The 12415-nt window shown below is 71.7% G+C and carries 9 protein-coding genes; 6 read left to right on the top strand and 3 right to left on the bottom strand.

Features of this window, described 5'->3' with window-relative positions; all coding sequences use genetic code 11:
• Positions 1-2: 2 nt before the first annotated feature.
• The 3 genes from AC6JA9_RS05775 to AC6JA9_RS05765 form a co-directional block, all read right to left on the bottom strand.
• On the bottom strand, positions 3-1238 hold the full coding sequence (locus tag AC6JA9_RS05775) for a hypothetical protein (RefSeq protein WP_223746088.1): 1236 nt from the start codon (positions 1236-1238) through the stop codon (positions 3-5).
• A gap of 592 nt (positions 1239-1830) precedes the next feature.
• On the bottom strand, positions 1831-2427 hold the full coding sequence (locus AC6JA9_RS05770; protein ID WP_267697983.1) for a DUF2378 family protein: 597 nt from the start codon (positions 2425-2427) through the stop codon (positions 1831-1833).
• Between the two features lie 66 nt (positions 2428-2493).
• Positions 2494-3960 carry a sensor histidine kinase gene (locus AC6JA9_RS05765; RefSeq protein ID WP_223746086.1) on the bottom strand — a complete coding sequence of 489 codons (1467 nt, stop codon included), beginning with the start codon at positions 3958-3960 and terminating at the stop codon, positions 2494-2496.
• 169 nt (positions 3961-4129) lie between these two features.
• Between AC6JA9_RS05765 and AC6JA9_RS05760 the strand changes: the two genes are divergently transcribed.
• The 6 genes from AC6JA9_RS05760 (at position 4130) to AC6JA9_RS05735 (ending at position 12300) form a co-directional block, all read left to right on the top strand.
• Entirely contained in the window at positions 4130-5095 is a 966-nt protein-coding gene (locus AC6JA9_RS05760) for a PLP-dependent cysteine synthase family protein (protein WP_223746085.1), read from the top strand.
• A gap of 318 nt (positions 5096-5413) precedes the next feature.
• The gene (locus AC6JA9_RS05755) at positions 5414-5734 is read left to right on the top strand and encodes a hypothetical protein (protein WP_223746084.1); all 321 of its coding nucleotides are present in this window, start codon (positions 5414-5416) and stop codon (positions 5732-5734) included.
• A 113-nt stretch (positions 5735-5847) separates the two neighbouring features.
• A complete protein-coding gene (locus AC6JA9_RS05750; protein ID WP_473570267.1) occupies positions 5848-7074 on the top strand; it encodes a TolC family protein in 1227 nt (408 codons plus the stop codon).
• A complete protein-coding gene (locus AC6JA9_RS05745; protein WP_223746082.1) occupies positions 7071-8258 on the top strand; it encodes an efflux RND transporter periplasmic adaptor subunit in 1188 nt (395 codons plus the stop codon). The genes AC6JA9_RS05750 and AC6JA9_RS05745 overlap by 4 nt, the downstream gene beginning before the upstream one ends.
• A complete protein-coding gene (locus AC6JA9_RS05740) occupies positions 8248-11379 on the top strand; it encodes an efflux RND transporter permease subunit (RefSeq protein ID WP_497959226.1) in 3132 nt (1043 codons plus the stop codon). The genes AC6JA9_RS05745 and AC6JA9_RS05740 overlap by 11 nt, the downstream gene beginning before the upstream one ends.
• A 96-nt stretch (positions 11380-11475) precedes the next feature.
• Positions 11476-12300 carry a peptidoglycan recognition protein family protein gene (locus AC6JA9_RS05735; RefSeq protein ID WP_483577049.1) on the top strand — a complete coding sequence of 275 codons (825 nt, stop codon included), beginning with the start codon at positions 11476-11478 and terminating at the stop codon, positions 12298-12300.
• Positions 12301-12415 lie beyond the last annotated feature (115 nt).

Below are 12415 nucleotides of genomic sequence, written 5' to 3'. Positions count from 1 at the left end.
CCTCAGAACGGAGGAGGCTCGTCGCCGCGCCGCGGCCGCGTCGTGCTCGCGCCGCTCAGGAAGTCCGGCATGCAGCCCCACGACTGCAGGTCCTCCGTCACCGTGGAGCAGATCCACCGCTCCGGGCACGAATCCACCTTGTCCGGATCGCACTGCGTGTAGCACGTGCTGCCCGTGGGCCCACCCACGCCGCACACGCTCTGCTTGCCACAGCTCTCCGGCCGCCAGGACTCACAGGCCGCGGAGCAGAACCGACCCGCGCGCCCGCCACGCCCGCCCCTCACCACGCAGTTCTTCCCGCCCCCACACGGCTGCTCGTCCGAGCACTCATCCACCACCAACTCCAGACACTGGAACGAGCCCCCATTGAGCGCCGCGCACGCCCGCCCCTCCATGCACCCGGACTTGCGACAGTCCGGCAGACACGCGGCCCCCATCGAGCTCTGCTCACACGTCTCCCCTTCCGGACAGGTCCCCGGCTGCCCCGGCTCACACGGAGGTCCGCAATGGTGGTTGATGCAGAGCAGCCCCTCCACGCAGGCCTCGTCCGCGGTCGTCGGCAACCGGCTGCAGGTCTCCCCCGCCTGACGCACGCCCGCCTTCAGACACCGACGGACCACCGGCCCCGGTAACTCCCCCGCCGCCACCCGACAGACATCCCCGGGGAAGCAATGCGAGTCGTCCTCGCACTCGCTGTCGGCACACTCGAACCGACGCTTGTCATAGTTGATGACACAGCCCTGCCCCTGAGGGCAGTCCCCATCCGTCGCGCACTCGCCGCAGCGGAAGCTCCCCTTGTCGAAGGAGCAGTCGAGCTGCATCGCCGGACGCACGCGCAGCTCCTCGCGCACCGGCTCCGGCTCGTGCGGAGGGGACGGAGCCTGCGCGCGCCCCACCCGCCGGGTCTCCCGGACCGCGCCCGTCATCAGACTCAGCCCCGGACGGGCCAGCCGCTGCCCCTGGAAGACGTGCGCGAGCCCCCCCGAGCCCCCCATGCCCTCGATGCGCTCAGGCGCCACGCCCCGCGAGACCTGGAACGCCTCGGTGCTCGCCGCCAGCAGCGAGGCCTCCACCACCGGCACCTCCTCCACCACGGGCGCGACACACGCATTGGCGGAGGTCCGCGAGGTCAACACGGACGACGTGGCGAACCAGGACACCCACGCCACCGCCGCGAACACCCCCAGGACCAGGGAGCCTCGCCCCAGGCGCATCGCCATCCGCATCGCATTGGACATGTCCGGACTCACGTGGAATGCATGTCCTTAGCAGGGCGCACAGCACTTGCCGGTGCTTCCATCCGGATTGCACGAACAGGGAACACAGCAAGCGCCCTCCCGGATGATTTGCGCGTACGCCGTCCCCGCCCCCAGCGTGACCGCGGCTCCCAGAATCATCACCCACCGCCGCAGTCGAGCATTCAACTTCACCATGTGCTTCCCCCCGTGCGCGTCATCCGGCACGACCCTGTCTCACTTGACGCAAGCCGATTCAGGGCAAATCTTGTTTTGCATGATGCTACCCATCAGATAGGCATCGGCCCCGGGCGGAGGCATCACCCCCCGAGTAGCATCCAGATGGCCACGGCAGCACAAGTGCCCTGAATGACGCTGACCTATCGTTTCATCACGCATCCTGGCCCCCCACTGATGGAGCCAAGGATTGCGCGTGAGCCCAGGGAAGTCACTCCCTCCCGGGTGGTAGGCGCGCGCGATTCCGGCCCGCAGAGCCAGCGCGCTCGCGGGCAGCAGAGAGGCCAGGCCATTCAAGGACACCCAGGCCCGCGACACCGTCGCCAGGATGCACGGCGTCGAGCGGGAGGCGCTTCGACTAGACGCCCGGAGCGGGAACCAGTTCGCCCACGGGCGCGGCGGCCGCGCGGCCCCAGGTGATGCGGTAGGTGGCGGCGGTGCCGTCGAAGGCGATGGGCTCCACCACGACGTTGCCCGCGCCCGCGACCCGCAGCGACTCGGCGAGGAAGCCCGCGGAGAAGTACGGGTTGTCCGCCACCACGTCCTTCATCCACAGCGTGGCCGCGCCCTCGGTGGACTCCTCGACGCGGACCTCGTTGAAGTTGTTGCCCGCCTTCACGTTGAAGGGGACGCGCTCCAGCGTGCGCATCGGCCCCAGCCGGGTGACGAGCGACAGGCTGGCGCGCCCCACCGACGTCTGGCGGAAGCCCTGCAGGTAGCGCGCGCCCAGCATCAGCCACGCCTCGTTGGGAGGCAGCATCGGGAAGACGTCCTGGACCGCCACGCGCAGGAACGCGTGCCACTGCTCCAGTGAGTAGTGCGGCCGCAGCGACTCCGACAAATCCAGGCCCACGTCCTTCAGGCGCTGGCGCCCCTGCTTCGACAGGTAGGGCCCCAGGGCCCGCACGAAGAGGGCTTCCACGGACTGCGCGAAGATGAGCTTCCCGGGCGACATGACGGAAAGGTGGCAATGGCCCCCCGCAACGGCGAGCCATTCCGCATTCCAACCGTCAACTGGTCATCATCCGCGCGGCAGCCGCACCGTGAAGGTCGTCCCGTTTCCGGAACTGGACTCCACCGTCACCTCGCCCCCGTGGGCGAGCAGGATCTGCCGGGTGATGTAGAGCCCCAGGCCCAGGCCCGACGCGGCCTTCGACTCGTGCTGCACCGCCCGGGAGCCTCGACGCCACGCGGCGAAGACATGGGGCAGCTCGTCCGGGGGGATGGGCGGCCCGCCGTTGTGCACCCGCAAGACCACGCCCTGCCCGTTCGCCTCGCCCCACATCCGCACGGGGCTGTCCCCGGGGCTGTACTTGAGCGCGTTCGCCAGCAGGTTGCTGAAGGCCTGCTCCAGCCGGTCCAGATCCCACGAGCCCCGCCCGTCCCCCACCACCTCCAGGACGAGCAGCCGGCCCGGGTGGCTGGCGCGCATCTCCTCGAGCGTGCGCCGCGCCACGTCGAACACGTCACAGTCGGACGCCACCACCGGCACCCCACCGCCCAGCCGGGAGCGCGCGAAGTCCAGCAGCTGACGAATCATCCGGTCCATGCGCTCGGCGCTGGTGAGGATGCGCTCGGTGAGGGCGGACTGGCGCTCGTCCAGGTTGCCCTTGCGCTTGAGCTGCTGCGCGGACATGGACAGCGCGTTGAGGGGGTTGCGCAAATCGTGGCCGAGCATGCCGATGAACTGCTCGCGGAACTCCTCCGCGCTGCGCTCCTCGGTGACGTCGCGCGCGGTGGCCATCACCGCCGCCACCCGGCCGTCCGCGCCCAGGGCGGGCGACAGCGTGAAGTCGTAGTGGCGGGGGCCGCGCAGCGCCGCCAGCGTCACGGAGCCCCGCTGCACCTGCCCCGTGGCGAGCGCGGTCTGCATGGTCCGGATGAAGGGCGCCAGGGAGGCGTCCCTCGCCCCGTACTCCTCCAGGGAGACGCCGGGCGACAACATGGAGGCCGTGCCCCTCACCTCGTAGGCGGCCTGGTTGGCGAAGAGCAGCCGGCCGGTGGCGTCATAGAGGGCCATCGGGTCCGCCGCGGAGGCCATGGCCATGGCGAGCAGCCTGCGCTGGTGCTCGACCTCCTCGGACAGCGCATGCACCTTGCGCTCGGCGCGGCGCAGCCGGAGCAGCGCGTGCACCTGGGCCACCAGCTCCTCCGGGTCCACGGGGGCCACCAGGTAGCCATCCGCGCCGTGCTCCAGGCCCTGCGCCCGGTCCCCGGGCCCCACGGCCTGCGCGGAGAGGTGCAGCACCAGGGCGTCGCGCGTGCGGGCAGACGACTTCAACCGGCGGCAGACCTCCAGCCCGCTGATGTCGGGCAGGCGGACGTCCAGGATGACCAGGTCGGTGCGCTCGTCCGCCAGGGTCAGGGCCTGGCTGCCCGAGCCGGCCTCCACCACCTGGTAGCCAGCGAGCCCCAGCACGCGGCTCGTCACATAGCGGCTGGCGACATCATCATTGACGTTCAGAATGACCGGAGAAGGAGGACTCATGATGTACGGAGCTGGAGTCCTTCGTAGCCGTCAGTCCGGGGGCGCGCCACATCCATCTCCGACCCCGGGTGCTTCCTTACAGGACGGGCGGACGGACGGAGGGCCTCGGAGTGCCCCCGGACACGCCAGGACCCTGACGGAGCGGACAATTTCGCGATAGGGATGGCCCATGCGTCCTCCTTGTCGCCCGCTGCCCGCGGATGGCCGCTTCCTCCAGGCCATCGCTCCGACCCCCCTCGTCCCCGTCCGACTGGACGCGGAGGGACCCACCATCTGGTGCAAGCTGGAGTTCCTCAACCCCAGCGGGTCCACGAAGGACCGCATCGCGCGCTACATGCTGGAGAAGGCCTGGCGCATGGGCGAGCTGAGCCCGGGCGGCGAAGTGGTCGAGGCGTCCAGCGGCTCGACGAGCATCGCCCTGGCGCTGGCCAGCGCGCAGATGGGCGTGCGCTTCACGGCGGTGATGCCCGAGGGTGTCACCGACGAGCGCGTGCTCACCATCCGCGCCTACGGCGGTGACGTGGTGCTGGTGCCCCGCGAGAGCGGCGTGCGTGGCGCCATCCAGAAGGCGGAGGAGCTGGCCCGCGAGCGCAAGGCCTTCGCGCCGCGCCAGTTCGAGAACCCGGACAACGCGGAGGCGCACCGGGTGTGGACGGGCCAGGAGGTGCTCTCGCAGATTCCGGGCGGGCTGGTGCACGGCGTGGTGAGCGGCGTGGGCACGGGCGGCACGGTGGTCGGCCTGTATCAGGCGTTCGCGGAGGCGGGCTGTCCGGTGACGGCGTTCATCGCGAGGCCCATCGCGGGCCTGGGCTGCGACATCGAGTGTTGCAGCTTCAGCCCGCGCGTGCCCGGCGTGGTGGACGGCATGTCCAAGCTGTACCGCGACGCGGACATGCCGGGGCGGGTGGAGCTGGACGTGTCGGACGAGCAGGCCATGTGCACCGCGCGCGCGCTCATCCGCCGGGGCTTCCCGGTGGGGCCGTCGTCGGGGCTCAACTACGTGGCCGCGGTGGAGGCGGCGCGGCGGCTGGGGCCGGGCGCGCAGGTCGTCACCGTGTTCCCCGACCGCATGGAGCGCTACTTCTCCACGGAGCTGATTCAGCAGCGCCCCGTCGCCGCGCGCGGCGTGGCGTGAGCTGACGCGGCGGGTGCGCCGCTCGGAGCGAACACCCGAGCGGCGCCAGGAGCGTCGCGCGGGCGCTTCGGCGCATCCGCGATGCCTCGAGGCGCCGCGCGCGCGGCCCGCGCCGGGCTTCAACCGCGTGACGGCTCGGGCCTCCCGCGCCTCGCCTCCCGGGGCACGTCGAGCGTCCGCACGGGGACAGACGCGCCATGTCCCACCGCGTCACCCCGCCCCGCCCCCGAGCGGGCGCGCCTGCCCTTCCGACAGGTACTTCACGCGCGGGGGGCATCCGCGTGCGCGTTGTCGGGGTGCGTGCTAGAAGCCGACTTCGTGCTGCCGCGCATCTGGCTGTGCCTCAGCCTGTTGCTGTTCGCCCCGACGGAGGGAGGCCTGTGGATGGCCTTCTCCGACGCGACGGACACCGTGTGCACGCAGCGCTGCCCGGACGATGACTCCAGCGGACAGTGCGCGCCGGACTGCGCGGACTGCACCTGCTGCGGCCACGTGCGCTCGGTGAGCGCCGCGCCCGTCGCGTCGCCCGCCCTGCTGTGGATTGCACCTCGACCGCGCCCGGTGCGGGTGGACGAGGACGCCCCCGCCTCCGCCGACCTCGACGACATCCTGCACGTCCCCAGAGCCGACCTCGCCTGACGTGGTGGTGGTCCGTCTTCCGCGCGCGAACCGTGCCGAGGTGACGTGTGTCCATGGCGTGGCCGTGGCACCGTCGGCCTGACGCGCGCCTCCCTTTCGCGAGGTCTCTTCCCGTGTTCAAACCTTCCGCGCCGGCGGCCCTCGGGCTCGTCGCCGCCCTCGTCTGGCCCTTCGCCAGCGCCGCTTCACCTTCCGAGCTGTCCTTTCAAGAAGTCCTCTCCCTCGCCCGTCAGCGCGCGCCCGCGTTGCTGGACGCCGCGGGGCGCGTGGCCGAGGCCCAGGGCCCCGTCGCCGGCGCGTCGCCGTGGCTGCGTGACAACCCCACCGTCAGCTTCGAGCTGGGGCCCCGCACGCACGACGACCTCCGGGGGACGCAGCTGTCCCTCGGCATCTCCCAACCCATCGAGCTCGGCGGCAAGCAGGGCGCACGCCGGGACGCCGCGCGCGCGGGGCTCCAGCGACAGGACGCCGAGCAGCAGGACGCCGAGCGGCGCGTGCTCGGTGAGGTGGGCGCGGCCTTCCTGCGCGCGCTGTATGCCCGGGAGCTGTCGCGGCTGATGCACCAGACGGAGGAGGCCGCGAGGAGCCTGTCCGACTCCACCGGCAAGCGCTTCGACGCGGGGGACGTGCCCGTCGTCGACGTCAACGTGGCGAAGGTGGCGCTGGCCCGCGCCCGCGCCGCGGTGGTGACGGCGCGAGGCGAAGAGCAGGCCCTGCTCGACGAGCTGCGCGCCCTGTTGGGCCTGCCGCCGCGGGAAGCGCTCGCGGTGCGCGGCGTGCTGCGGGAGCTGACCTCGCTGCCCGTGGCGGCGGCCTCCGGGACGAAGGAGCGGCCGGACCTGGTGGCCATCGAGTCGGAGCTCGCGCAGGCGGAGGCCGACCTGAAGCTCGGCCGCGCCGAGGGCTGGCCCGATGTCAGCGTGGGCGTGCGCTACGAGAAGGAGGTCGACGAGACGGCGCTCGTCGGGACGCTCAGCGTGCCCCTTCCCGTGTTCTCCCGAGGGCAGGAGGCGAAGGTGACGGGGGATGCGCGCGTGCGCAGGCTCCGCACCGCGCTGGAGTCCGCTCGCCGCGCGCGGGACGCGCAGGTGGAGGCCGCGCGCGTGCGCGATGCCTCGCGGCAGCAGGCCCTGGCCGTGCTGGAGACCGAGGCGCTGCCGCTGCTCGATGAGAACGAGTCCCTGGCGAAGAGGTCCTACGAGGCCGGGGAGATGGACCTCGCGGGGTTGCTGCTCGTGCGCCGTGAAACGCTCGAGACGCGCGTGGCGCTGCTCGACAGCCACCTGCAGGCGGCGCTCGCCCGGGTGCAGCTCGCCGTCGAGATGGGAGTCCTGCCATGAAGCGCCTCGCGTTCATCATCGCCTCCCTGGTCCTCGCGCTCGCGGCCTGCAAGCAGTCCAAGCCCGAGCACGCGGACGAGCACGACCACGAGGAGGGCCCCCAGCCCTCCGGTGGCAACGACGAGGGCCATGACGAGTCCCACGTCCACATCGCCCCGGAGATGCTTCGAGACCTGCGCGTCACCACCGCCCCCGCGGCGGCGCGGCCCGGCGGCGACAGCGTCAACGCGCTGGGCGAGCTGACGTTCAGCGAGGACGCCTACGCGGAGGTGGCCTCGCCCATCTCCGCGCGCGTGGGGACGGTGTTCGTCACCACGGGCCAGCACGTGAAGGAGGGCGAGAAGCTGGCGGAGCTGCGCAGCCCCGAGCTTGGCAAGGCGCGCGCCGCGCTCCAGTCCGCGAAGGCCCGGGCCACCGCCGCCCGACAGGCCGCCGAGCGCAAGCGCGCGCTCGCCGCCGAGCGCATCGTCGCGCAGAAGGACGTGCAGGCCGCGGAGGTGGACGCGGCCGGCGCCGAGGCGGAGCTCGCCGCGGCCCGCGCGGAGCTGACGGCGTTGGGCGCCAGCGAGGACACCGCGGGCGTGGCCGGCTTCATCCTGCGCTCGCCCATCCAGGGCACCGTCATCGAGCGCGACGCGCGCATGGGCCAGATGGCGGACGCCGAGCACACGCTCTTCCGCGTCGGTGACTTGGGCTCGCTGTGGCTCATCGTCCATGCCTTCGAGCGCGACGCCGTGCGCATGCGGCCGGACACCGAGGCGCGCATCACCTTCGCCGCCTTCCCGGGCAAGGAGGTCCTGGCCCGCGTGGGCCACGTGGGCCAGCGCGTGGACGCGGCCAGCCGCACCATCCCCGTGCGGCTGGTGCTGGACAACACCGAGGGCCTCCTCAAGCCCGGCATGTCCGCCACCGCGTCGATTCCGCTGGGCGGACCCGACGGCACCATCACCACCGTGCCCGCGGCCGCGCTCCAGCGGCTGGAGAACGGCTGGGTGGTGTTCCTGCCCACCGGCGAGCGCGGCTCCTTCGAGCGGCGGCAGGTGGGCCGGGGCCGCACGCTGGGCGACCACGTGGAGGTGCTCTCCGGCCTGAAGGTCGGCGAGCAGGTGGTGGTGGACGGCGCGTTCCTGCTCAAGGCCGAGGTGGAGAAGTCGGCGGGAGGAGCGGACCACCATGGCCACTGACGCCTCATCCTGGGTGGCCCGCGTGCTGCGCGCGTCGTTCGCGCGGCCCGGGCTCACCGTGCTGCTCGCCCTGGCCCTGTCCGCGTTCGGCGCGGTGTCGCTGAACGGCCTGCGGCGCGACGTGTTCCCCGACCTGTCCGCGCCCATCTTCAACGTCATCGTCCAGAACGCCGCCATGGGCGCGGAGGAGCTGGAGACGGCGGTGGCCATCCCGATGGAGGTGGCGCTCGCGGGCCTGCCCGACGTGCGGCGCATCCGCTCCACCTCGCAGCTGGGCGTCACCCAGGTGACGGTGGAGTTCGAGCCGGACGCGGACTACTTCCGCAGCCGCCAGTACGTCGCCGAGCGCGTGGCGCAGGCCCAGGGCGAGCTGCCCGCCGGCACCGACGCGCCGCTGGTCTCCAGCCTCACGGGCCGCCTCAACGAGGTGTTCGAGTTCACGCTCGAGGCCGAGCCCGGCTCCGCGGACCTGATGGCGCTCCGGGATTTGGCCGAGTTCGAGGTGAAGAACCGGCTGCTCGCCGTGCCCGGGGTCGCCGGCGTGGAGCGGCTGGGCGGCTACCTGCGCCAGTTCCAGGTGCTGCTGGACCCGGACCAGATGGTGGCCCGAGGCGTCAGCCTGAACGAGGTGGAGCACGCGCTGGAGGGCGCCAACCTCAACGCCTCCGGAGGCTTCGTGGTGCAGGGGCCCATGGAGTGGACGGTGCGCGCGGTGGGGCGCGCCCAGACGGTGGAGGACCTGAACACCACGGTGGTGGCGCTGCGTGACGGCACGCCCGTGCTGCTCGCGGACGTGGCCGACGTGCGCGAGGGGCCCGCGGTGCGCCGCGGCATCGCCCACCGGCTCAAGGGCGAGGTGGTCAGCTGCCGCGTCATCAAGCAGTTCGGCGCGGACACGCAGGCGGTGGCCAAGGGCGTGCGCGCGGCGCTCGAGGAGCTCAAGCAGTCCATGCCTCCGGGCGTGCAGCTGCGCGTCGTCTACGACCAGTCGGAGCTGGTGGACTCGGCGCTGGGGGGTGTCAGCCGGGCCATCCTGCTGGGCGCGCTGCTGGTGGTGCTCGTCCTCTTCGTGCTGCTGGGGGACTGGCGCGCGGCCCTCATCGTCACGCTCACCCTGCCCTTGTCGCTGGCGCTCGCGGGCATCCTGTTGAAGGTCGCGGGCATCGGCATCAACACCATGACGCTGGGCGGGCTGGCCATCGCCGTGGGCCTGCTGGTGGACGCGGCCATCATCGTCACCGAGAACATCATCCACGACCTGCGCGAGGGGCAGGGCCGCAGGTCCGTGCGCGAGGAGGCGCTGTCCGCGTCGATGGAGGTGGGGCGCCCCATCGCCTTCGCCACGCTCATCGTCGTGTCCGTCTTCATCCCGCTGTTCGCGATGACGGGCATCGAGGGGCGCATGTACCAGCCGCTCGCCGCCGCCGTGGTGGCGTGCCTGGCCGCGTCCCTGGCGCTGGCGCTCACGCTGGTGCCGGTGGCCTCCTCGCTCCTGCTCAAGCGTCCGCGCGAGGGCACGCCCGAGGACGTGTGGCTCATCCGCAGAGTCAAGGCGGTGTACTCGCCGCTGCTGGACGCGTGCATGCGGCGGGCGGGGCTGGTGCGGCTGGTGGCGCTGGCCATCACCGTGCCCGCGCTGGGGCTCGCGTTCGCGGTGGGCAGCGACTTCATGCCCCGCCTGGACGAGGGCGCGTTCCTGCTCCAGACGGTGCTGCCTCCGGAGGCGTCACTGGAGGAGGTGGACCGGCTCAACCACCTGGTGGAGGACGTGCTGCTCGGCTTTCCGGAGGTGGAGGACGTGGTGCGCCGCACCGGCCGCGCCGAGCGCACCGAGGACCCGATGCCGCACACGGTGTCGGACGTGCTCGTCGTGCTCAAGCCGGAGCGCGGCAGGAGCCTGGAGAAGCTGGAGGAGGACCTGCGCGTCGCCGTGGCGCGGGTGCCCGGCGTCACCACGCTGTTCACCACGCCCCTGGGCATGCGCATCGACGAGGGCCTGGGCGGCAGCCCCGCGGACCTGTCCGTGCGCGTCTTCGGGCCGGAGCTGGAGACGCTCGCGACGCTGGGGGAGCGCACGCGCGCCATCCTCGCGAAGGTGGACGGCGTGGAGGATTTGCGCGTGGAGAAGCTCAGCGGCCTGCCCCAGCTGCGCATCACCGTGAACCGCGCCGCCGTGGCGCGCGTGGGCCTGACGCCCGGAGACGTCATCCGCGCGGTGCGCGTGGGCATGGTGGGCGAGGAGGCCTCCCAGGTCTGGAAGGGCCAGCGACGGCACGAGCTGGTGCTGAGACTGGCGGACCACCGACGCGGCGACCTGCAGGCGCTGCGCAACCTCCTGGTGGACGGGCACGACGGGACGCGCATCCCCTTGAGCCAGCTGGCCACCATCGAGGAGACCTTCGGCGCGGGCAGCGTGCGCCGCGAGGCGGGCAGCCGCAGGCTCGCGGTGGAGGCGAGCGTGTCGGGGCGGGACCTGGGCAGCACCGCGGCCGAGGTGCGCGAGCGACTGGCGGCGGAGCTGAAGCTGCCGACCGGTTACTTCGTCGACGTGGGCGGCCGCGTGGAGAGCCAGCAGCGCGCCGCGCAGTCGCTGGCCATGGCCATCGCCGTGGCCATCCTCGCGGTGTTCGTACTGCTGTACCTCGCGCTCGACTCCGTGGCGGAGGCGCTGGTCATCCTCGCCACGCTGCCCGACGCCTTCGTCGGCGGCATCCTCGCGCTGCTCATCGCGGGAGAGACGTGGAACGTCTCCAGCCTCGTGGGCCTCATCGGCCTGTTCGGAATCGCCGTGCAGAACGGCCTGGTGCTCGTCTCTCAAACCAAGGAGCTGCTCTCACGCGGCAGGTCCTTCGATGACGCGGTGCGAGAAGCGAGCCTGGGTCGCGTACGTCCCAAGTTGATGACCGCGGCCACGGCCATCCTCGGTCTGCTGCCACTGTTGGTTTTGCCTCTGCATGGAACGGAGATTGAGCGCCCCCTGGCCGTCGTCATGGTGGGCGGGCTCGTCACCTCCACGCTGTTCACCCTGTTGGTGTTGCCGACTTTTTACGTCTGGGTGCACGGCGTCAGGGAGAAGGTGCGTCGACGGGGTGTGGCCGCTCGCGGCCCCACTGTGTCCTGAAGAACACGAGAGGTGCTCCGGGTCTTGGGTCCGCAACTTTCGACCCGGAGCACCGACAATCCCGTGATTTTCACACTTCCAAACCTGGGGCCCTTCATGAGCTTGCGACTTCCCCCCTCCACGTCGACCCGCACCACCACCCGGGCGGCGGCCGCCACCAACACCGTCACGGTGCCTCCGGCGGGCCTGAGCAAGGGCGACACGGGCCCCAAGGTGAAGCAGCTCCAGGACGCGCTGGTGAAGCTCGGCTACCTGACGACGAAGCAGGTGGCCACGGGCCCCGGCACCTTCGGCGCGCAGACCGAGACCGCGGTGAAGAAGTTCCAGGCCGACAAGAAACTTCCCACGACGGGGTACTACGGCGAGCAGACGCAGGCGGCGCTGAAGAAGGCGCTGTCGGGCACGCCGACGACGCCGACGACGCCCACCACGCCGGGCACGAAGCCCGCGGTCATCAGCGCGCCCTCGCCCAACTCCGACAGCCGCAACGGGGCGGACATCGACACCATCGTGATGCACCACACGGCGTCGAACGACGGCAAGGCCGACCTGTCGTGGATGCGCAACCCGAAGAGCGGCGTGTCCGCGCACTACATGGTGGACCGCGACGGCAAGATCTATCAGCTCGTCGGTGACGACAAGCGCGCGTGGCACGCGGGCAAGAGCGAGCTGCACGGCGTCCCCACGGACGTCAACGCGCGCTCCATCGGCATCGAAATCGTCAACGACGGCAGCGGCAAGACGCCCTTCACGGAGGCGCAGTACAAGGCGCTGACCGAGCTGACGAGCCACCTGAAGGAGAAGTACGACGTGCCGATGAAGAACATCGTCGGTCACGCGGACGTCGCGGTGCCCAAGGGCCGCAAGAACGACCCGGCGCCCAACTTCGACTGGGCGCGGCTGCGCAAGGGCATCTCCTGAGCGTCGCCGTGAAGTGAAGCAGGTGAAGCGCGGGTCGAGTGCCTGACAGGGTGCTCCCCGCGCTTCGTGTTTCGGGCATACGCGAAGTGCGCGGCTGAACAGCCGGCCTCACGGC

The sequence above is a fragment of the Myxococcus sp. MH1 genome (genome assembly GCF_059738865.1).
This window is presented reverse-complemented; position numbering and strand designations above follow the sequence as displayed.

Excerpts from the sequence above, each read along its gene's own strand:
- AC6JA9_RS05775 (WP_223746088.1), bottom strand. The coding sequence starts at position 1,238 with ATGTCCAATGCGATGCGGATGGCGATGCGCCTGGGGCGAGGCTCCCTG.
- AC6JA9_RS05770 (WP_267697983.1), bottom strand. The coding sequence starts at position 2,427 with ATGTCGCCCGGGAAGCTCATCTTCGCGCAGTCCGTGGAAGCCCTCTTC.
- AC6JA9_RS05765 (WP_223746086.1), bottom strand. The coding sequence starts at position 3,960 with ATGAGTCCTCCTTCTCCGGTCATTCTGAACGTCAATGATGATGTCGCC.
- AC6JA9_RS05760 (WP_223746085.1), top strand. The coding sequence starts at position 4,130 with ATGCGTCCTCCTTGTCGCCCGCTGCCCGCGGATGGCCGCTTCCTCCAG.
- AC6JA9_RS05745 (WP_223746082.1), top strand. The coding sequence starts at position 7,071 with ATGAAGCGCCTCGCGTTCATCATCGCCTCCCTGGTCCTCGCGCTCGCG.
- AC6JA9_RS05740 (WP_497959226.1), top strand. The coding sequence starts at position 8,248 with ATGGCCACTGACGCCTCATCCTGGGTGGCCCGCGTGCTGCGCGCGTCG.
- AC6JA9_RS05735 (WP_483577049.1), top strand. The coding sequence starts at position 11,476 with ATGAGCTTGCGACTTCCCCCCTCCACGTCGACCCGCACCACCACCCGG.